Annotated in this window: 16 protein-coding genes; 7 read left to right on the top strand and 9 right to left on the bottom strand. The window is 57.8% G+C overall.

From position 1 onward, the window contains the following. The first annotated feature begins 33 nt into the window (after nt 1-33). The 4 genes from VPK24_RS06305 to gshB all read left to right on the top strand — a co-directional run bounded on the left by VPK24_RS06305 (nt 34) and on the right by gshB (nt 9,835). Entirely contained in the window at nt 34-1,266 is a 1,233-nt protein-coding gene (locus VPK24_RS06305; protein WP_393011417.1) for a CmcI family methyltransferase, read from the top strand. A gap of 28 nt (nt 1,267-1,294) precedes the next feature. Then, nucleotides 1,295-3,043 (top strand): glycosyltransferase 61 family protein, encoded by a 1,749-nt coding sequence (locus VPK24_RS06300; protein ID WP_393011415.1) that lies wholly within the window; start codon nt 1,295-1,297, stop codon nt 3,041-3,043. Between the two features lie 30 nt (nt 3,044-3,073). Further along, the gene (locus VPK24_RS06295; protein ID WP_393011413.1) at nt 3,074-8,767 is read left to right on the top strand and encodes a glycosyltransferase; all 5,694 of its coding nucleotides are present in this window, start codon (nt 3,074-3,076) and stop codon (nt 8,765-8,767) included. 96 nt (nt 8,768-8,863) lie between these two features. Beyond that, nucleotides 8,864-9,835, top strand: coding sequence for a glutathione synthase (gene gshB, locus VPK24_RS06290; protein WP_393011411.1), 972 nt, complete (start codon nt 8,864-8,866; stop codon nt 9,833-9,835). A 27-nt stretch (nt 9,836-9,862) separates the two neighbouring features. Here the strand turns inward: gshB and VPK24_RS06285 are convergent, their stop codons facing one another. Both VPK24_RS06285 and mazG read right to left on the bottom strand, forming a co-directional pair. Continuing rightward, nucleotides 9,863-10,120, bottom strand: coding sequence for a hypothetical protein (locus tag VPK24_RS06285; protein ID WP_143473140.1), 258 nt, complete (start codon nt 10,118-10,120; stop codon nt 9,863-9,865). A 260-nt stretch (nt 10,121-10,380) separates the two neighbouring features. After that, the gene (gene mazG, locus VPK24_RS06280) at nt 10,381-11,250 is read right to left on the bottom strand and encodes a nucleoside triphosphate pyrophosphohydrolase (protein WP_393011409.1); all 870 of its coding nucleotides are present in this window, start codon (nt 11,248-11,250) and stop codon (nt 10,381-10,383) included. A 217-nt stretch (nt 11,251-11,467) separates the two neighbouring features. Here mazG and VPK24_RS06275 point away from each other — a divergent pair, with 217 nt between their 5' ends. Further along, on the top strand, nt 11,468-11,896 hold the full coding sequence (locus tag VPK24_RS06275) for a hypothetical protein (RefSeq protein WP_393011407.1): 429 nt from the start codon (nt 11,468-11,470) through the stop codon (nt 11,894-11,896). Between the two features lie 373 nt (nt 11,897-12,269). Here the strand turns inward: VPK24_RS06275 and rdgB are convergent, their stop codons facing one another. The 3 genes from rdgB to VPK24_RS06260 all read right to left on the bottom strand — a co-directional run bounded on the left by rdgB (nt 12,270) and on the right by VPK24_RS06260 (nt 14,851). Further along, entirely contained in the window at nt 12,270-12,839 is a 570-nt protein-coding gene (rdgB, locus tag VPK24_RS06270; protein ID WP_393011405.1) for an RdgB/HAM1 family non-canonical purine NTP pyrophosphatase, read from the bottom strand. 204 nt (nt 12,840-13,043) lie between these two features. Continuing rightward, nucleotides 13,044-14,516, bottom strand: a complete 1,473-nt coding sequence (locus tag VPK24_RS06265; RefSeq protein ID WP_393011403.1) for a phosphoglucomutase/phosphomannomutase family protein — start codon at nt 14,514-14,516, stop codon at nt 13,044-13,046. 50 nt (nt 14,517-14,566) lie between these two features. Continuing rightward, nucleotides 14,567-14,851, bottom strand: coding sequence for a hypothetical protein (locus tag VPK24_RS06260; RefSeq protein ID WP_393011401.1), 285 nt, complete (start codon nt 14,849-14,851; stop codon nt 14,567-14,569). A 93-nt stretch (nt 14,852-14,944) separates the two neighbouring features. Here VPK24_RS06260 and VPK24_RS06255 point away from each other — a divergent pair, with 93 nt between their 5' ends. Further along, nucleotides 14,945-16,543, top strand: coding sequence for a calcium-binding protein (locus VPK24_RS06255; RefSeq protein WP_393011399.1), 1,599 nt, complete (start codon nt 14,945-14,947; stop codon nt 16,541-16,543). Here the strand turns inward: VPK24_RS06255 and VPK24_RS06250 are convergent. The 4 genes from VPK24_RS06250 to VPK24_RS06235 form a co-directional block, all read right to left on the bottom strand. Further along, nucleotides 16,540-17,343: a creatininase family protein gene (locus VPK24_RS06250; protein WP_393011397.1), complete on the bottom strand. Its 804-nt coding sequence runs from the start codon at nt 17,341-17,343 to the stop codon at nt 16,540-16,542. The two genes, VPK24_RS06255 and VPK24_RS06250, sit on opposite strands and share 4 nt — an antisense overlap. Before the next feature lie 54 nt (nt 17,344-17,397). Next, nucleotides 17,398-19,059 (bottom strand): ATP-binding protein, encoded by a 1,662-nt coding sequence (locus VPK24_RS06245; protein ID WP_393011395.1) that lies wholly within the window; start codon nt 19,057-19,059, stop codon nt 17,398-17,400. Between the two features lie 300 nt (nt 19,060-19,359). Then, nucleotides 19,360-19,695, bottom strand: a complete 336-nt coding sequence (locus VPK24_RS06240; RefSeq protein ID WP_099534674.1) for a hypothetical protein — start codon at nt 19,693-19,695, stop codon at nt 19,360-19,362. A 95-nt stretch (nt 19,696-19,790) separates the two neighbouring features. Then, complete coding sequence (locus VPK24_RS06235; protein WP_255508925.1) at nt 19,791-19,913, bottom strand: hypothetical protein; 123 nt, start codon at nt 19,911-19,913, stop codon at nt 19,791-19,793. Between the two features lie 284 nt (nt 19,914-20,197). Here VPK24_RS06235 and VPK24_RS06230 point away from each other — a divergent pair, with 284 nt between their 5' ends. Then, nucleotides 20,198-21,700, top strand: coding sequence for a BCD family MFS transporter (locus VPK24_RS06230; RefSeq protein WP_393011392.1), 1,503 nt, complete (start codon nt 20,198-20,200; stop codon nt 21,698-21,700). The last annotated feature ends 184 nt before the right edge of the window (nt 21,701-21,884 follow it).

Here is a 21,884-nt window from a genome sequence, read left to right as displayed (position 1 = left end):
GCTGGCAGTCCTCGATTGTCTGAGTTAACGGAGGTGGCTGGCTCCGAATTGGGGGCCAGTGATCGGGCAGAGTCTGCTACACCGTCAGCCCCAGACCCCAATGCTGGGCTAATGAACGCTGAGGGTCGGTTTTGTCACTGGCGCGATCGCCCCTGGGACTCAGTGCGCCCCATCCAAACCTCCTTCCTGACGGGTAGCGACGCGGTGGCGATCGAGATGGCCGCTCGCAGCTACCGCTATCGGGGCATTCAGACCATCAAAAATCCTTTTGACTGGGCGCTCTATTCCCTGCTGCTCTGGGAACTGAAGCCGCGCACCATTTTTGAAATTGGCTCCTTTGCCGGGGGAAGCGCGCTCTGGTTGGGAGATCACCTGAATAATTTTGGAATTGATGGGCATATCTACTCGATCGACATCAACCCGGTGACCGATGTGAGCCATCCAAAGGTGACCTTTTTGGCAGGGGATGGCCGAGACTTGGGGCAAACCCTTTCGCCGGACTGGTTGGCCAGCCTACCGCGCCCTTGGTTGGTGATTGAGGATGCGGATCACTCCTACGGAACAACTATTGCGGTGTTGGAGTTTTTCCACGGCTGGCTTGACCAGGGTGATTATGTGATTGTGGAAGATAGCCTCAGTGCCGGGAAACCACTGCAAGCCTTGGAAGAATTCTTGATGGTTTGCGGGGATGAATATGAGATTGACACCTATTTCTGTGACTTCTATGAACGGAATATGACCTGGTGTCTCAACGGTTTCCTCCGCAAACGGACGGCCGCCGGGGCGATCGCCCCTTCATTCCCGCCGCGCGAACTGGGAGAGCCGGGATTGCCAGAATGGGACGAGTTTTGGTTGAACTGGATAGATAACTGCTTGGATCTTTACGAGCGATCGCCTGAACATTCAGGAGCTTTGGCAGAACTGAGCAATGCCCGTGCTCAATATTCCCAACAGTGGTACGGGACTCCAGCAGTGGAGTTGAAAACGGCCTGGCACACCCGGAAAGGCCAACTCTATCAGCGGCTGATTGCTAGTCATTTTTCTCAGCGGCCAATTCTGCCTTCGGATTGGGAATTTTTACAAGATTTTGTGGAATATTGCAGTGGTCTGCCGGAACCCGAATCGGCCATCCGGACGGCATTGGTGGCCATCGCCTATCCAATTCCAGCGGTCGATCGCTCAGTGTGGGAGCGAATCTATCCTCAGTTACCTGATTGGTTGGCTCCAGCGGTAACCGCCGCTTTGGAAGCATGGCAGCGGCGTTGAGGATCTACCTCGAAATTGGGGAGCGGGTGTGAGTCAGCAGACGCTAGACGAAATTGAACAGCAAGCGCAAGCGGCCTTTGAACGGGGAGATTGGATTGCGGCGATCGCGGCCTGTCGGCGGTGGATTGCGGAAGAGCCGGAGCGGCCGGACGGTTACCGGGCGCTGGGGTTGGTGCTGGCGGCTTGTGAGCAGCCGATGGCCGCGATCGCAGCTTGGCAACGGGCGATCGCCCTTGACCCGCAGGATTGCGATCTGTGGGTGCGGTTGGCAAGGCTCCACGGCGACCTGAACCAAGGAGAAGCGGCGATCGCGGCCTATGATCGGGCGATCGACCTTGCGCCCCACCGTCCCGATTTGCACTTGGCTTGGATCCGATCGGCGATCGAGCTGGAGCAAGATGGCTGGGCGATCGAGCGGTTGAAGGCACTGTACCTGAGCCATCCCTTGGCTATTGATGAGACGGTGATCCGCGAGCTAGCTGATCGCTGGTCGGCCCTTGATCGCTCGCGATCAATCCTTACTCACACCCTGACCCTGTTGCAGGCAGACCCTCGCCTGTGGCCGTTTTACGGGTTGTTGGGTCATCTCTTGCAAGCGATCAATCGCCCTCGGGAAGCCACGGATTGTTTTAATCGCGCCATTCCCGCCACAGTGGTGCGAGATTTTTCGCCTCACAGGCCCTTTTGCGAAATCATTGCTGCTGCTCATCCGGCGGTGTGCCTGGAGTCGATCACCCTCGCAACCCAGGCTAAGGGAATGGTGCTGCCGCCACCCCAAACGATCGGCCCCAACGACTATCCCCTCTGGCGGGACGATCAAGCCGATGACCTCAATCCCTACCTGGCTTGGGTTACCGGTGGTCGGGTCTGGAGTGACTGGTCTAATACGGTGGTGATGGGCCCCGATGGGCGACTGTTGGATGATCTGTCGGGCCATAGCGCGGCCCTGGTGGCAGCCTCTCAAACCTTGCCACCCTGCGAATCGCTGTCGGGAACCGTGGCTTTTTTGCCGATTGCGGGGGGAACCAATTATTTTCATTGGATGATCGATTTCCTGCCGCGCTTTGAACTGCTACGGTGCAGTGCCAAGGGGCTGACGGAAATTGACTGGTTTGTGGTGTTTAGCCGATCGCTGGCTCCCTTCCAGCGGGAAACGCTTGATTGGCTGGGCATTCCCGCCGACAAAACGATCGAAAGTGCCTGGCAACCGCATCTCACGGCCGATCGCCTGGTGGTTCCCTCGATCGCCTGTCGCTACGGTAATTGGAAGCCACCGCGTTGGGGCTGTCAGTTTTTGCGCGATCGATTCGCCGGGCTAGGGGAGGGAGCGGCCCCAGATTGGGGGAGCGATCGACTCTATATCAGTCGCCGGGATGCCAACTATCGCCGCGTGGCCAACGAAGAGGCCCTGTTAGCTGTCCTAGAACCCCTCGGGTTTCAAACCGTTACCCTCAGCCGCCTGTCCTTAACAGACCAAATCGCTCTGTTTCAGCGGGCTAAGGTAATTGTTGCGCCCCACGGTGCTGGGTTGGTTAACCTTGTGTTCTGTACGCCCGAAACTTGCGTGATTGAGTTATTTTCGCCCAAATCCGTCCCGGGTTTGTTTTGGGTGATTAGCCATTACATGCACCTGCATTACGGCTATTTGCTGGGGGCAGACCCGGAGGGGCTGGGTTTGTCGAGCGAACAATCCCGGGCCGTTGCCAATCACGAAGATATTTGGGTAGAGGTGGCGGACTTGGTGCAACTGCTCGATCGCTTGGGCGCGTTGACCTGAGCAAGCAAAGCGGATCCGCACAGGTCAACCGTGACCAACTTGGAACCGCCCCAGAAAACCGTTATTCTCGACTCGATCGCCCCCCAAACCCTAAACCAGCCCGCAACTCCGATGGCCGACAATTCCCCGCCGCGTACCTACCACCAATGGTCGATCGCGAACCGGCCCACCGCCGCCGACCTCGATCGCATGGCCACCACGGTGCGGCAAGGATTCCGCTACCGGCCGACCATCAGCATTGTGATGCCCACCTACAACACACCGGAGCAACTGCTGATTGAGGCGATCGAGTCGGTGTTGGCCCAGGTCTATCCCGATTGGGAATTGTGTATTGCGGACGATTGCTCCACTGCGCCCCACATGCGGCCGCTGCTTGAGCAATATCAACAGCGCGATCCGCGAATTAAAGTCGCCTTCCGTACCGAAAACGGCCATATTTCCCGTGCCTCCAACTCCGCTCTGGAGATTGCGACGGGTGAATATGTTGCTCTGTTGGATCATGACGATCTGCTTACGCCGGATGCCCTGTTTGAAGTGGCCTCGCTGCTGCAACTGCATCCCGATGCGGACATGATCTACACCGACGAAGACAAAATCGATGAAAAGGGGATTTTGTCGGAACCCACCTGTAAGCCGGCCTGGTGTCCCGACTCGTTTTTGACGCGGATGTATATCTGCCACTTGACCGTTTACCGGCGATCGATCTTGACCCAGGTGAGTGGGTTTCGTGCGGGATTTGAGGGCAGCCAAGACTATGACTTAGCCCTGCGCTTTACGGAGCAGACCGATCGGGTCTATCACATTCCCCGGGTGCTCTATCACTGGCGGATTCACTCCGGATCAGCGGCGGGTTCCACCGAAGCCAAGCCCTATGCCTATGAGGCGGCGCAAAAGGCTCTGCGGGAAGCGATCGAGCGGCGTGGGGAACCGGGGCAAGTGGAAACCATCGCCAAACGGCCGGGCCACTACCGAATGCGTTACCAAATCGCCGAGCGCAAATTGGTTTCCCTGCTGATTTTTGTGGGCAATCGCCCCGCCGACCTCGATCGCTGCCTGAACGGAATTGTTCGCCACACGGACTATGGCCCCTATGAGGTGCTGGCTGTGCTGGGAACCACGCAACCGGAGCCGAGCCTCTTGCAGGTGTTGCAACGGTGGCAAACCCAGTTAGGAACCGATCGACTGCGGGTTGTGCCCTGTGAGGATTTCAACTGGGCTGCTGCTGCCAATCAAGCGGCCCAACAGGCCCGGGGCGATTATCTGGTGTTTTGGGAAGATGGCATGGAGCCGATGGGAACCGCTTGGTTAACCCGTCTGGTGGAACAGGTTCAGCGATCGCGCATTGGTGTGGCTGGCCCCATGGTGTTGGATCCAGAGCAGCAAATTGAACAGGCGGGCCTGACCTTGGGCCTCAATCCCGAGGGGCTTTGTCTCTATCAGGGTTTGGATACCAAGGTGTCTAACTACGCCAACCTAGCCCACATAGACCTGGCCAATAATGTTTCGGCCTTGCGCTGGACGGGGATGTGTTGCCGCCGATCGACCTGGGCGCGGGTGGGTGGTGTGGATCCGCGTTTGGGCATTTTTGCGGCGGATTTGGATTTCTGTTTGAAGTTGCGATCGGCCGGCTATCGCCATATCTTTGTGCCCGAATCGCGCCTGCGCCAGCACCACTCCCTGGCTTGGCAACATCAGCTCACGGATCCGGAAACCCAGCGCCAGGCGGCATTGCGGGTTTTGGAAACCAAGTGGGATCTCCAGTTGCGCTATGACCTTTGCTATAGTCCCGCCCTGGCTGGTTTGCTCGATCGCCCGGGATTTCGCCGGGACTATGAACGGTTGCAAGCCCAAACCATCCATAGCCAACAGCCCCTCGTCACGATCGCCATTCCCACCTATAACGGACGGCGCTATATCGATGAAGCCCTAGCCAGTGCCCTTCAGCAGAGCTATCCCCACCTGGAAGTGTTTGTCAGTGACGATGGTTCCACCGATGGGACGATCGAGCAACTGCAAGCCGCAGCGGCTCAAGATCCCCAGCGGATTCAACTGGTGGCGGGGCCGCGGGCGGGCATGGTGGCCAACTGGAACCACTGTGCGGAATTTGCGCGGGGCAAATATCTGAAGTTTTTGCACCAAGATGATTTGCTCGATCGCGACTGTCTGAAGGCCATGGTGGCCTTGGCGGAAAGCGATCCGGAAATTGCCCTGGTGTTTGCCCCCCGGCGCTTGTTGCTGGATCCGTCGGCGGCCCAGGACCCCGCTTCTCAACGGTTGGCGGCCGGCAGTGAAAACTTGCACCATGGTTGGTCGCACTTGCAGGCGGTGCAACCGGGGGTAGACCTACTGCGAGATCCGCGCTTGCTGCTGGCTCCCACGGATCCGACCAAGCTGGACAAGCTGAAAAAGCTGTTTCAGGATCCGGTGGATCCCGTGGAAAAGGTGGGGCAAATCAACAAAATTGGCGAACCGAGCGCGGTGTTGGTGCGCACCGATGCTCTGTTGGCCGTGGGTGGTTTTGATCCGGCCCTGAAGCAATTGGTGGATTTGGATCTTTGGTTGCGGCTGTTGGCCAAGTACAAGGTGGGCTTTATTGCGCGTCCCCTGTCCAGTCGGCGGATCCATGCCCAGCAGGTGACCCAGCTAAATTCGGCGGAGAAAGAGTTGGAAACCGATGCTCGCCGGTTTTATCACAAGCTGGTGGCGGCTCCCTGGTTTGATCAGCTCCATTCCCGATCTCAACAAATTGCTCAGGCAATGACCAAGCACATGGATCGGCTGCTGAAATCCGAGCGGCCGCGTCTGGCTACAGTTCCGGCGGGAACGGAGCGGCCCCTGTGGTCGGTGATGCTGCCGGTTTATAACCCCGATCCGCAGCAATTGGCCTTGGCGCTGCAAAGTGTGTTAGATCAGGCCCTACCGGCCGATCGAATGCAAATCGAGGTGTTGGATGATGCGTCCGATCGGGTGGATGTGCGGGCGATCGTGCAGCGGGTGGCGGGCGATCGGGTGCTGTATACCCGTCAGCCAAAAAATCGAGGACTGCTAGGCAATTGGCAGGATTGTTTGAGTCGATCGTCTGGCCAGTGGGTGTTGCTGTTGCACCAGGATGATGGGCTGCTGCCGGGATTTGTGGAGCGGATGACCCGGGCGATCGAACAGGCGGGTGATCGGGTGGGCATGGTGCTCTGTCGGCATCACCACATCGATCACCAGGGGCGAATTGTTTGGACTTCTGAACTGGAGCGGGAAACGGCCGGGCCGGTGAGTGATTGGGTCGATCGAATTGCCCAGCGCCAACGGGTGCAATTTTCCGCCATGGTGGTGCGCCGCGCGGCCTATGAGGAATTGGGAGGGTTTGACCCGGCGGCGGCTTCGGCGGCCGATTGGGAAATGTGGCAGCGCCTAGCCAGTCGCTGGGGTCTGTGGTTTGAGCCAGAACCCTTGGCGGTGTTTCGGCGGCATGACGGCTCCACCACCTCCAAGCTCACCCGCACCGGGGCCAACATTGCCGACACCCGCCGCGCCATTGACCTGGCCCGAGCCTATCTCCCCACCGATCGGCGCGATCGCCTAGCTCGCCGCGCCTTGCAATACTATGCCCAATACGCGATCGGGGTGGCCCAAGGCAGCCTGAAGCGGGCCGACTGGGAAACGGCGATCGCGCAACTGCGGGAAGCGCTCCGTTGTGAGGATTCGATCGAAACCCGATCGGCCGTCATTGACTGTCTGTTGCAAACGGCTCCCGCGGCCCCGGACTCACCCGCTCCGGCGGATCCAGCCCCGATCGCCCCCTTGGCCATAACCACCACAACTGCCACAACTGCTACAACCGAGGAGACCCAAGCCTTAGTTCGAGAAATTACCCCTTTGGCTTCCATGGTGGTGCTGTTTGTGCCCTTGGTGAACGAGGTGAAACAGGCCGTGGCTGCCTACCGTCAGCATTCCACCGATCCCAAGGTGATTGAACGGTTGCGGAATGCCCGTCGCCAATTGGCGGAACAATGGTTGCGAATTCCGTTCGATCGCCTCGATGAGGCCTACCTGGCCCGATTGGGTCAAGCGAACAAGGCCTTGGTGGAAACGGACTTGCGCTATGAACCCTGGACCGCTGACGAGCGATCGTTCATTGAACCCCTGATCAGCAGTCTCCAGGGAGGCATCAAAACCCTGAGCCAGCTTCGCAATTTCATCATTCTGATGATGTATTGCCGGGCCTATCAACTGCCCTTGGAATATGGCGCGATCTACTTGCCCCAATGGTTCCTAGAGGCCTATGCCCTCTACATGCAGGAAGCCCCCCTCTATTTCCAAGAGGTGGGCGATGCCGATCGCTTTGCCCAACACATCACCCGTTGGACTAACCAGGTCTATCGCACCAACGAAACGCGCCCTGAAGATGAGGTTTCCCAAAAACTGGCCCGCTGGCTGGCCTATCGCGGCACTTTCACACCTCTGTATTTCACCGCCGACAGCCCAACGGATATCTATCGCAAGCGAGCATTCCTGATTGCGAAAACCCTGAAGGATCAGGGTGAAGTGGTTGATTATCGGTTTGGGCCCAGGGATCCCCAGCGGCAAAAGCTGCGGGTGGGGATTTTGAAGGATCACTTCACGCCCCAAACGGAAACCTTCACCACCCTGCCCGCCTTTGAATATTTGGATCGATCGCGCTTTGAGATCATTCTCTATAGCGTCTTTGCCACCGGTCATCCCCTGGAGCAATATTGCGCCAGCCGCGCCGATCAGTTTGTGCATTTGCAAGGGAGCTTGGCCCAACAGGCGGCCCGGATGCGGGCCGATGACCTGGATTTGCTGCTGATTGGCACGAACGTCACCATGGTGACCAATCCGATCACGGTGTTGGCGGTGCAGCGCCTGGCCCGAGTGCAGGTGATGTCCACCTCAGCACCGGTCACCACGGGGATGGCCTATGTGGATGCCTATATTTCCGGGTCGCTGACGGAGACCACCGATGCCCAAACCCGCTACACGGAAAAGCTGTTGGCGGTTGAGGGGCCGGCCCATGCCTTTAACTATGACGTGTTGCCCCAAACGGCGACGATTCAACCCTCGCGGGCTTCCTGGGGAGCTACGGATCAAACCACGGTTTATATGTCCGGAGCCAATTTCAACAAAATTGTGCCGGAGTTGCGATCGGTCTGGGTGAAACTGCTGGCACAGGTGGCGGATTCGGTGCTGGTGCTCTATCCGTTCAATCCCAATTGGGGGCAAAATTATCCCGCGCAACCGTTCATCGATCGGTTCCGATCGGACTTGGCCGCCGTGGGTGTGGATCCGCAGCGCCTAGTGATTTTGAATCCCTTGCCCACCATGGCCGACATTCGCGAGTGCCTGAAGCTGGGGGATGTTTATTTGGATTCGTTCCCCTTTGCGGGGGTGAATTCCACGATCGATCCGTTGCTGGTGGGAATGCCACCCGTGGTGGTGGAAGGGGTGGCGTTCCGATCGCGGATGGCCTCGGCCCTGTTGCAATCGCTGCGAATTCCGGAGCTGATTGCGGCCGATGAGGCGGACTATCTGCGATTGGCGGTGCGGTTGGCTAAAAACCGCGACTGGCGGCAGGCCTTGAGCGATCGCATCCAGCGGGCCATGGCGGCCAACCCGGTTTTCTTTGACAGTCGCCGCTATTCAACACTGATGGGGCTAGCCTTTGAGCAACTGTTTGCCGCTTGGCAACGGGGCGAGCTAGGGGCCCGCTAGGTGATTTGGAAACGGCGATCGCAACCCTGGACTCACAACTGCTCTTGAACCCAGATTCTTGAGCGCCCTTCGTCAATCAACATTCGGGAGCACCTCGTGAAACTGACTTTTATCATTGACCCGATCGAACGACTGGATCCGACCCACGACACCAGCGTTGCCCTGATGGAAACGGCCCAACTGGCGGGCCACCAGGTTTTCATGACCCAAGCCACGGATCTGAGTGTGCGGGATTCCCAAGCCTGGGCCAAGCTGTTGCCGGTCACCTTGGCCCCCGTGACCCTGGGCGAAGGACGCTGGTTAGCCGTTGAGGACTGGTTCAGCTTGGGCGAAGCGCTGTGGCAGCCTCTGGAGGCCATGGATGCGGTTTTTATGCGCACCGATCCGCCCGTGACCGTGCCCTATCTTTACGCCACCTATCTGCTGGATTATGTCAATCCGACTAAAACCCTGGTCATCAACCGCCCCAGCGGGATTCGGGCTGCCAATGAGAAAATGTATGCCCTGCAATTCACTTCGGTGATTCCCGAAACGATCGTCACCAGCGATCGGGAAATCATTCGGGCGTTTGTGGAGCGGCGCGGCGCGGCGGTGTTGAAACCCTTGGGCGGCAAAGCGGGCGAGGGCATTTTGTTTCTGGAGCCGGGCGATCGCAACTTCAATTCGCTAGTGGAAATTAGCACCCAGCGGGGTCAAGTGCCGGTGATGGTGCAGCAGTTTTTGCCGGAAGCCAAGGCCGGCGATAAACGGGTGATTTTGTTGAATGGCGAGCCGATCGGGGCGGTGAATCGGGTTCCCACCGGCAGTGAGTTTCGCGGCAACATGGCCGTGGGCGGGGCGGCCGTGAAGGTGGCCGTGACCGATCGCGATCGGGAAATTGCGGCCGCCTTGGCCCCCACCCTCCAGCGCGACGGGTTGATCTTTGTGGGCATTGACGTAATCGGCGGCTACTTAACCGAAGTGAACGTCACCAGCCCCACGGGAATGCGCGAGATCGATCGGCTCGACGGGGTGCGTTTGGGCGATCGGGTCTTGGATTGGTTGGCCCAAAATTCCCCGGCCCAGTAAGGTTGCATCGGCCCAGCTCCTAGCGAATTAGGGATGCTGGCAGCGATCCCAGCCTTCCAGCACCATCAAGCTTTTGACGGCTTCCGCTGTCGCCACCTCCGCGTGGCCCAGCCACTGAAGCCACTGTTGTCGGCCAAGGTTTGGATCGCTCAATTGACGGAGGGTACGTCGATCCCAACGGAAACTTTGCCACCGATCGCCGGGTTCAGGAACCCAACCATCCAAATCGGAACAGCGCTGAATTTGGCCGCTGACGGGGCCGAGGAGGGAAACATGGTAGGACATGACCGAGGGCAGTGCGGAACTCACACTGGCGAAACAGCTCCCCGAGGCGCGTTTGGGGCCGCGAGGGCGGCCTCGTCTTCGCGCGATCGGGGCCACATCCTCATGCTGCCATGGGTTTCAGGAATCGCCTGCCATAATCATGACGCTTCCGTCGATCCCGGCCATAACTTCAGATTGGCTTTAGATTTTTTGGATTGGCTCTAGATTTTTTGGCTCTAGATTTTGTGAATGGCAGCGGCTCCAATGGGCAGTTGCTGAACTTAATCGGGAAATTCAAATTCCTGATTCTGAGCACTTGATCCTTGACCAGATCCTTGGCCCAATTGAGCCTTCGCTTTCTGCCAAAGGGCTTCCAAGGTTTCAAGGCTGTACTGTTCCAAGGGGCGATCGCTCAGGGCCTCCATCATTTGCAACCGCTGCACAAACCGCTGATTGGTTCCATGGAGCGCCGCCGAAGGGTCAATGCCCTGCCAGCGTGCCAATTGCACCACCGTGAATAGCAAATCGCCCAATTCCGAGGCCTGGTGTTCCGGGTCGCCTTGGGCGATCGCCCCTTGCAGTTCCGCCAACTCTTCGTGAAATTTCTCCCAAACCCCCTCCAGGCTGTCCCACTCGAAGCCCGCCGCCGCTGCCTTTTCCGACATCTTCAGGGCTGCCATCAAGGGCGGCAAGCGGTTGACATAGCGATCGAGTTTGGCGCTGAGGGGGGGCGGTTGGTCGATCGGCTCCCCCTTTTCCGCAGCCTTAATCTGTTCCCATTGCCGATGCACCGCCGCCGCATCGGTGGCCTCAGCCTCGCCAAATACGTGGGGATGACGACGCACCAACTTATCGGCAATGCCGTTGGCCACCTGCCCCAAATCAAAATCCCCCGCCTCGCTGGCCAGTTGCGCTTGCAACACCACCTGAAGCAACAAATCGCCCAATTCCTCCGCCGTTTCCGCGCGATCGCCACTGCGAATTGCGGCCACGGTTTCGTAAGCTTCTTCCAGGATGTAAGGCACGAGGCTTTCGGGCGTTTGTGCCAAATCCCAAGGACAGCCCCGCACCGGATCGCGCAACTGGGCCACCACATCGATCAAACGTTGCAAGGCTGTCAGGATTTCAGACGGGCGATCGAGCGAAGACATAGGCAACCATGCATCTGCTATGCATCGAGGAGAAAACCACTGCCAATCCTAACGGTTACCGCCCCGAAAAATTGCTGGCCGATACGCCAATCCTGGGGAAGTCATCCTGTGCTAAGACCTAAACACCGGGTCTTGAGCATGTATTAAACATGTATTAAACATGCACGGGAATGTGCATTGAATGTGGATTCAATTGAATTTTTCCGTTGGAGATTTTATGGCTCTTGTTTGGTCTGCAAAACGCTGGGCGATCGGTCTCAGTACCCTGACTTTAACGGTCACCAATTCAATCGGTCTAACTATTGAAACTGCCCAAGGAACCACGCCCTACGGCCCCGCCGTGGAGCATCCTCAAAATATGGGTTACCAAGCAGAACAACGCGGAGATTTTGATACTGCAATCATTAACTATCGCCGGTCTTTGAATGCGGCGGCTGAGCTGTCTGATCCCGTCTTACGCGATTGTGGCGTGGCCGGTGCGGAAGCCAGGTTGCGAGGGGCCGAAGCCGCCAAAATCTATATTCAGAAATATGGGCGTTCTTCCGATCGGTTGAGCCAAGCTCTTGAACGCTCACAGGCCGCATTTCAGGATTATTGGAATGAATTTGATCAACGCCGTCCAGATTTAGTGAATGGCTGTCCCTAACAAGAATGTCTGAACAGTATCTTGAAGCTCTAGTTAAGTCCTAATAGTCGCGGGGCAATGGGCTTAAGCCCATTGTCTTGGCCTGATCGCTGAGGCAATCGGTGTATCAATTCTGGCTTTTTAAATCTGCTCTAAGTTTTGATCGTGGCAATTTGTCGTAGCAATCTATTGCGGTGACACTCAGTGGGCAGCGATAGGAAAGGGCGGCGATCGCTGACAGGCTAGGTGTCACCGCAAATGCCTTGATATAGCTCCGAAATCAGCCGCAGCGTCAGTACCAGAACCAGCGCTCAAGTCAAGCAATATTGCAGCCTTAAATCAGAATCTGCACTATGACTTTTGGCTGGGTTGGGGTGATGGATTGGCGCGAGGGTCACAGGGTTGCTAGTTGGGGCCGCAACAGGGCGATCGCCCGGCCGCGGTGGCTCAGTTCATGTTTTTGGGCGGCGGACATTTCGGCGTAGGTGAGACCCAACTCAGGCATCAGAAAAATGGGGTCATAACCAAAACCCTGCTCTCCCCGGGGGGCTGTGGTAATTTCACCGGGACAAATGCCCTCGGCTTCGGCAGCCACCGTGCCATCGGGCCGCACGACCACCAACGCACAGACAAATTGGGCCCGGCGATCGGGCTGGTTGGCCAGTTCGCTGAGGACGCGGTTGATCCGATCGGCATCGGTGACTCCATAGCGAGCGGAGTAGAGACCCGGTGCGCCATTAAGGGCATCGATCGCCAAGCCAGAGTCATCCGCGATCGCCCATTCACCGGTTGCCAGGGCCACTTGGGTGGCTTTCAGGCGGGCATTTTCGAGGAAAGTTTGGCCCGTTTCTTCAATCTCTAGCTCCGGGGGTTTCAGGGCCAGCTCCCAGCCCAAATCATCCAAGTAGGCCTGTAGTTCTTTGAGTTTGCCGGGGTTTCCGGTGGCAACAACTAAACGGGGCATGGCGAAAAAAGAAATTTCAGGATGGACAGAACTCCCCAATTGTCCCGATCGGGGGTGATTTGGCAAAGGGCAACCAGCGGCGATGACCGCCAAAAAATCACCCGGGGATCAGCCCGGGCGAACCAAGTCCAGCAGGTTTGGGTTAAATCAAGAGCGCCTGGTTTGTTTTGGGTGGGGTGTGCCCGTGGGAATTGAGCAGCAACCTCAGGCGGCGGCAGCTTCGGCCCATTGGCGGGCCCATTCCAGGATTTCATGCACCCGATCGAGCGTGACGGCTTCGCAATAGAGCCGCAGGACGGGTTCCGTGCCGCTGAAACGCACCATTAACCAATCGCCACTGGTCAGGCGAAATTTATAGCCGTCGGTGGTTTGGCAGTGGGTGACCGCTTGCCCGGCGATCGTTTGGGGTGGGTTGGTTTGCAGTTGTCCCAGCAGCCGATCGCGTGCGGCCATGCTGGCCAGGGCTAAATCAATACGATCGTAGGCATTGAAAAAGTTGGTTTTGGTTTGCAGATCTCCGTAAAGCTCGTTCAGGCTTTTGCCCGCTTTCACAACGGCTTCCAGCACATACAGAGCCGAAAGCAGCGCGTCCCGTTCGGGAATGTGGTTGCCATAGCCCACGCCGCCGGACTCTTCGCCCCCAATCAACACCGGCACGCTCAACATGCGATCGGCGATGTATTTGTAGCCCACGGCGGTTTCATGAACCGGCAATTGATACAGTGCGGCCACCTTGGGCATCAGGTCGGAACCGCTGACGGTTTTAACCACTTCGCCGGTTTGCTCGCGCACCACGGCCAAGTGCTGAATCAAAATCGGAATCAAGATCTGGGAGGTGAGAAATTCCCCAGACCCATCGATCGCGGCGATTCGATCGCAGTCGCCATCAAAGACCAGCCCCACGGCCAACTGGTCGGGATGGGCCTGTTGGTGGTCGCGAATTTGGGCGATCGAGCGGGTGGTGTATTTGGGCAACGGTTCCGGCGCGCCCCCTTCAAACAGCGGATCGCGATTGGTGTTCAGCTCCTGCACGGCAACATCCAGCACCTTGCTGAGGCCGCCGGCCGAAGCGCCATGCATCGCATCCACAAACACCGCCAGCTTGCCATCGGCAATGGCAGCTCGGATGGCAGCAAGATCAACAAATTGCCGCAACGCTTCACAGTAGCCGCTTTCCCAAGGATTAAACGACTCGATCGGCTCCGGATGCTCCACCTCGGCCGGAACCGTTTCGGCCGCCAACATCGTCTCAATCTTTTGGGTCACCTCCGGCGACACGGAACCCCCAAAGGCTCCCTTGACCTTCAGACCCAAATAGCGACCAGGATTGTGGCTGGCCGTCAGGACGATCGCCCCAAGGGCCTGTTCATGGTGGGCAATCCAGCTAAATACCGGCGTGGGGGCATAGCAGTCCGACAGCTTCACCCGATAGCCGATCGCCTGGATGGCCTCAGCAGCCACCCGCGCAAAATCTTCAGCCATGAACCGGCGATCGTAGCCCACCAAAATGGTGCGGCTGCCGGTGCTGGCCCCAAACTCCTGGGCCAACGCTTCCGCCGCCAGCGGGGCCACCCGGGCCACCCGCTCGATCGTGAAGTCCGCCGCAATCACCCCCCGCCAACCATCCGTGCCGAACTTAATTGGGTTGGCCGCCGCCGCTCTCAACGATTGACTCATGAATCAAAAACCTCTGCTTTGTGCGCTGCAATACCGCTCAGATTGGGAATCTAGGACGCAAACGACTGGGGGCGATCGTCCTGGGCTGCTTTGGCCGGGCCGATCGATCGCCCCCGTCCCTTCCGGATTTCCTGAACCACCCCACCCCAACGCCGTGCGGGTGTCACCCCAGGCAAGCCTATGTTAACAATCGGGTTTGCCCCCTCCCGATCGCCCCAGGAATCCAGGCCAATTCCTGACCTTGCCGGCCCCATCTCTCCGCCTTGCACCCGCCCCAAACCCGCCATTTTCGGCACATCCCCCATTTGACAACCCCAGAACAAATCGACCATCATCGATTCGCGCGAGCCACACCCACCATCACCCCATCTTCAGCCTTCTCACGCATCGGTTCGCCCGCAGGACTGTAGCCCACCTTGGAGCGCCCCATGGCCATCATTAACGGTAACAACCTTCCCAACCTCCTCACCGGAACCAACGACAACGACCAAATTTTTGGCAACGAAGGGAGCGATACCCTCATTGGCTTAGCCGGTAACGATGCCCTCCAAGGGGGCCGCGACAACGACATCCTCAATGGCAACGATGGCAACGACTTCCTGCAAGGGGGCTTTGGCAGCGATCAACTCTTTGGCGGCAAGGGAAATGACACCCTTTACGGCAACGAAGATAACGATCTGCTGGATGGGAACGATGGCAACGATCTGCTCTTCGGTGGCCAAGATCCCGACATCCTGCGAGGCAGCCAAGGCAACGACACCCTATGGGGCGACGTGGGAGTCGATACCCTCTACGGTGGCCAGGGTGATGACCTGCTGCAAGGCAACGAGGGCGACGACATCCTGTTTGGAGATTTGGGCAACGATGTCATCTTTGGTGGCCAGGGCAATGACCTGATTTTTGGCAGCCAAGGGAACGATCGCGTCGATGGCAGTCGAGGGGATGACGTAGTCTTTGGCGGCCGAGAAGCCGACACCATCAATGGCGGCGATGGTAATGATGACCTCAATGGCGATAGCGGCGCTGATCTGATTCTGGGCGGCCGCGACATCGACATCATCAACGGTGGCGAAGGCAGCGACACCCTCAACGGCAACGGCGATGCGGATACGATCAACGGCGGCGACAACGAAGATGCAATCTTCGGCGGAACCGGGGACGATCGCCTGTCCGGGGATAACGGTAACGACACCCTGTATGGCAACCAGGGCAGCAACACCCTGATTGGGGGCAATGGCGGCGACACCTTCATCGTGTCAGGCCAAGCGGGTGGCGTTGACATCATTGCTGACTATGACTTCACCCAAGACCTGATTGGGTTCGAGGGCAACATTGCCGCGCGGGTGGTGGTGGTTCCGGGAACGGGGCTGAATGCGGCCGATACGTTCCTGACATTGGTGGATACCAACAACACGGAGCGGCTGATTGCGATCGTGAAAAACAGCCAACGCCTCAGTTTTCTCACCCCCGTGGGTACAGACACCACCACGGGCGGCGTGAGCGGCAGCACGGGCGGCACGGGCAGCACTGGTTCCACCCAGCCCTCCACCGGCAATGACAATATTCAAGGCACGTTTGGGGATGACACGATCGATGCTTTGGATGGCAACGATACGGTCACCGGTTTGGGCGGTGCAGATTTGCTGAAGGGCAGTGGCGGCAACGATTTGATTGATGGCGGCGAGGGCAATGACTCCATGGAAGGGGGAGTGGGGGCTGATACGTTGCTGGCCACGGGGGGAAGCGACTTCTTCATTTACAACACGCCCGCTGAAGGGGGTGATGTGCTGACGGACTTTGACCCCACGTTGGACAAATTGGTGATTCGGAGTACCGGATTTGGGGGAATTACGACCCTGCGGGTGTTCTCGGTGGATCCGGAGCGGGGCGGGTTTGCCTTTGTTAGTAGCGGCACGGGGGTCGCGTTGCAGTTCAATAACGGATCCGGTGTGCAAACGATCGCCACCTTCCCCAATGCGCCTGCCAACTTGTCCAGTAGTTTCAACAGTTGGGCCATCCTGGGCTAGGGCTGGGCGATCGGGTAGTAGTCGTAGATTTCGGCCAGGATCTCAGCCCAGTTGCGGGCGAGCAGTTCGATAATCTGTTCGCCCCGATCGGCCGCCGCCGCCGTTGGGTCACCAATCACGCCACTTTGGCTCAGATCTTGAATTGTCCAGGCGTAGGTTAAGGCTCCTTTGGGCCCCAATCGCTTGCCCGGATGGATGAAGGGCATCTCTGCTTGGGCCCGTTGCATCCGCACCCGATCGGGATCAAGGGCCAACATCACACAGGTTTCCGCATCGCCCGCGTGCATTCCCAGGGTTTCCGCCGGGTTCAAAAGGGGCTTGTAATTGGCCGATCGCCACACAAAACAGGAATAGGTCCAAAAGTCGGGATATCGCTCATGGAGATCCGTGGCGGCAATATCCAATATCTGGGGCTGTCCTCCGTGGCCATTCAGCAACAACAACTTCCGAAAGCCCGATCGATAGAGGCTGTGGCCAATGTCCATCACCAAGGACAGGAGCGTGGTGGCGCTGAGGGAAATGGTTCCCGGCAGCGCCAGATGCTCGTTAGATTTGCCGTAGAACAACGGTGGCAGGGCATAGGCCACCACGTCAGGCCGTTGTTGATCGAGCCATTGGAGCGATCGCCCGAGAATTCCGTTCACGATTGCGCTGTCCACATTCAGGGGCAAGTGGGGCCCATGCTGCTCGATCGCCCCCACCGGCAAAATCACCACGGCCCGCTCCCGATCGGGCAAGGCCGCGATATCTTGCCAAGTTAGATAAGCAAAAAAGCGATGTTCCGGAATGGGCCCATGCATATAGTTGGCTCGTCCAAATCAGCATCAGCGGTTAACCCAGAGCCATGAGCGCCCTCAAGCTTCTGAAGCCTCAGAAGCCTCCGGAGTCTCAGACGATTCCGCAGTCTCAGTGCTGGGAGCGGCCTTGGCCGCCAAGGCCTGCTCAGCGGAGAGGAAGTCGATGAACTGGCGAGCCGTGCGACCCGATCGCCCATTGTGACGCGTGGCCCACTGCAAAGCTCGGAACCGCAATTCTGCCCGATCGATCCCGAGATTGGCTAAATCAGCCAAATGATTCACGATTTCTAAATAGGTGTCTTGGTCGGCCGCCTCAAAGGTCAACGTCAGGCCAAAGCGATCGGCAAAGGAGAGCTTTTCCTGCACCGTATCCCAGGACTGCACCTCATCCGCATCGCTGGGCCGGGGGCGATCGGCAAAATATTCCCGCACCAAATGTCGTCGGTTTGAAGTGGCATAGACCACCACATTCTTTGGCTGCTCCGTGATGCCGCCCTCCAGGCAAACCTTCAACGCCTTGAAGGCCTCGTCATCCTCCTCAAAGGACAAATCATCCACAAATAGGATGAACTTTTGGGGCGCGCTCCGCAGCAAGTCCACAATCTCCGGCAGATGATCCAACTCTTGCTTGGCCACCTCCACCAATCGCAATCCCCGATCGCCATAGGCCGACAGCAGCGCTTTCACGAGGGATGATTTTCCCGTGCCCCGTGCCCCATACAGCAACACGTTTAGTGCCCGGTGACCGGCCAGCAGAAATTCCGTGTTTTGGATTAGTTGTGCCTTGGGGCCGTCATAGCCGGCCAGGTCGGGCAGGTCGATCGGGTCAGGATGGGTCACCGGCACAAGCTGCCCCGATCGCCAGCGGAAAGCTCGGGACTCGCTGAACTGTCCCCGATCGGCCTCTGCCAAATAGCGCACCAAAGCTGGTGTGGCTGTTGCCCAGTCGTCCAGGTTGCGCAACTGGGTTCGAAGTGCGTTTTTTGGATTGAGTTTAGTTTCCGGCTTGGTTACCGGTTTGGTTTCCGGCTCGGTGACGGCAGATTGATCCGACACATCGGATTGATCCGACTCGTTAGATTGATCCGTCGCATCGGATTGATCAGGCTTGTCCAGTTGATCAGGATCAGGCGCAGTCAATTGATCGGGCTTGTGATCGGGCTTGTCCAGTTGATCAGAGACATCAGGCGGATCAGATGCGTCGAGTGAATCCAATTCCATTTCTGAGTCAGCACTGGGCCCACTCCAGGCCACTAGCTCGATCGCCCCACCCGCCAACTCCTGGGCCCACTGACAAGCCAAGGCCGGCTCGAACTGCCACAGTTGCTGAAATGCGCGTAAATCATGCTCGATCGCTGCGATTGTGGCCGAGGGCAATTGCTCGATCGTCTTGCCTTTGAGCACCGGAGCCAACACTGCATCCACCGTTACCAGGCGATCGAGCAAATAATCGCCCCAGCTTTGGCCCGTTGTCATCAGCGCCCGAAACCAGCGCCCATAGGCCAACGTAATATCCGTCGCATCGCGCGATCGCTCCAGCACCGTTCCCAAAAACTGCGCAAAAGCCTTGCCCACCTCGTTATCCAACACTCCCGGCAACACCAGCAGCGAGGCCAGCAACCATTGCAGCCGTTCAGCCTCCTCCTGAATTTCCCGTAACCGACCGGGACTAATTTTCGGCCGCTGGGAGGATGGGTCGTCAGTCCGCAAGTAGGTCATAGGCCAGATCTCGTTGTTTCATTGATCAGGAGTTTGCACCGGGCAGCCACCCTTGAAAGCCATCAGCAGTGCGATCGCCCTAGCTTGAAGTGGCAATCAACAGCTTAACTGCCCAGAGATCGCTCGCAAAATGAACCAGCACAAGAATCAATCACCGCCCGAACTAACCAGCCAGCATTAAGCCACATCAAGCCCCATCCACATCAGAACCCATCAACACACAGGAGGGAGAACAACTCAACATTGCTCTCCCTCCCGTGGCGATGGATTCGTTTTGCGATCCCAGTTTTGAGACCCCGCCTATTTTTTCAGGTCTTTAGCCATGCTGCGGAACGCATCCAAATTGCGATCGGCCTTGCGGCGTTCCAGGGTTTCGCCGGCCGTGCTGGCCGGAGCGCTGCTGGTGGGTTCTGCAGCCTTGGCCTTCGGCTTGGCCGGTTGTTCAACGGGCGTAGTTCCCTTGGGGAAAGTCTTGTGGACTTCCACTTCCTTGCGCATCCGCTCAATGTCCCCGAAGGTGCGAGCGCTGTCAAAATCCAAGAAGAAATCCTGGGTTTCCTTTTGGCGAGCGGGTTGGGGCGCGGGGGCTTCTTCTTTTTTGTTGCCGCCGAACAGGCCACGAATGAATCCGGTCATGGTTGGATCTCGTTCTCTAAAGGTTTGGGCTGGAGTTGCTGAGAAATTTTAGACAAAACATTAATTTCTGTGAACCAATTATAAGGATTTATTCTTCAAGAAATTTGGGCATTCCCCAAAATTCCGTCAGGATTTCGGGACTGAAGGGGAAGTTCCGGTGTGCCTTTTAAAATTGGAGAGCGATCGCCCCGGCGAGTCGGCTGCAAAATTTGGGTCAAAACCTTTTATCAACCACCTTAAATTTCAACCCAGATCCGAAAATCTCAACCCAGATCCAACCCAGGAGCCGAGGTTTGTCATCGAATTCGATCGATTGAGGCGAAAATGGCTGATTTTCCTGGCCTAACCGCCTCAAACAAGGGGCTTAATCCCCTTGCTTCCTAGGATCTCGCCTTGCTTCCTAGGATCTCGCGACGGCAGGATCAAAGGCTCACGAATCCGAATCACAGCCCTCAATCCACGATCCCAATCCATCCTTGAATTCTCTGCCCTTCTTAGCACCATGCCTCCAGAGTCTCCCGAATCCACTTTGAATCCGTTGTCTCCTCCATTGGAGTTGCCCCCGCACCATGACCTACCCAAACAGCCCCCTAAGATTTCCCTGCCGGTGATGTTGCGCTTGGGCCTGTTTCAAATGGGTCTGGGCATGATGTCGGTGCTCACCTTGGGGCTGCTGAACCGGGTGATGGGCAATGAGTTGGCCATTCCCCTGGATGTGGCGGCGGGGGCGATCGCTCTGCACCAGTTCATTGCGCCTGCCCGTGTTTGGTTTGGGCAACTGTCCGATGCCAAGCCCTTGTTTCGATTGCATCGATCGGGCTATGTCTGGTTGGGATCGATGGTTTTTGCTGTGCTCTCGTTTTTGATTGTGCAGGTGATGTGGAAATTGGGCGCGGCGGTGGCGCAGGCGGGCGGTTGGTCTTGGGAGGGAACCACGGGCCTCTGGACGATCGCCCTTGGGTTGCTGTTTGCGGGCTATGGCCTCTCCATCAGCGCTAGTTCCACACCCTTCGCAGCTTTGTTGGTGGATGTGTCGGACGAAGATGATCGATCGCGCCTAGTGGGTGTGGTTTGGTCAATGCTGATGGTGGGGATCATCATCGGGGCCATCCTGACTTCGATTCTCCTGAAACGGGCCGAAGCGGCCAACAGCCTCGCCGCTTTGCAAGGGGCCTTGAACCAACTGTTCATCATCGTGCCTGCGACTGTGGTTGGGTTGGCCTTTGCGGCCACCTGGGGTGTGGAAAAACGGTTTTCGCGCTACGGCCTGCGATCGCACTTGGCGGAACGGGAAGACCAAATTACCCTCGGGCGGGCCCTGCGAATTTTGACCGCCAGTCGGCAAACGGGCATCTTTTTCGCATTCTTGCTAGCCATGACCCTAGGCCTGTTTTTGCAAGAGGCCGTTCTCGAAAACTACGGCGGCGAAGTGTTCAACATGCCCCCTTCGGCCACCACGAGTTTGAATGCATTCTTTGGTACGGGAACCCTCTTGGGGTTGGTGGCCACGGGCTTTGGCCTCATTCCCCGGTTGGGCAAACAGCGCACCACAAAGCTCGGTTGTTTGCTGACGATCGCAGCGCTGGGGCTAATCATCTTGGCGGGATTTTCCAGCAATCCCAATCCCGGGGCGATCGGGGCTAATCCCACCGTTTTGCAAGCGGCCGTGGGTATTTTTGGCCTCACCTCGGGCGTTGTCACCACTGGGGCCTTGACCCTGATGTTGGATCTAACGGCGGCGGAAACGGCCGGCACGTTCATTGGGGCTTGGGGTCTGGCTCAGGCCTTGGCCAAGGCCCTGTCTACCTGGTTGGGTGGCTTAATTTACCAACGGGTTGGGCTGGCGCTGTTTGGGCAACCGATCTATGGCTTCATCACGGTGTTTGCGGCGGAAGCGTTGATGATGGCGATCGCGATCGGGCTGCTGTGGTGGGTGAATGTGCGGGAGTTCAAAACCGATTCCCAACAGGCGATCGCCAACGTTTTGCAGGTGGAAATGGACTAAAGCCTGCTGCTGGCGGCGGCTGAGTCGTGGCTAAGTCGTGGCTGAGTCGTGGCTAAGTTAACGTGAATTCGGGATAAGGGGAGCGAAGGAAAGACGGGGCTGGTTAAGCTGAGGCATTAACCAAAACAACACTCAGCCCAACCCCGCCATGCTCAGTCTAGAAGCTCTGTTCTGCAAAATCGAT

This window comes from Limnothrix redekei LRLZ20PSL1, from assembly GCF_043235035.1.
Taxonomy (GTDB): Bacteria; Cyanobacteriota; Cyanobacteriia; order CACIAM-69d; family CACIAM-69d; genus CACIAM-69d.
The sequence above is the reverse complement of the archived record's forward strand: the minus strand, read 5'-3'. Positions and strand labels throughout refer to the sequence as shown.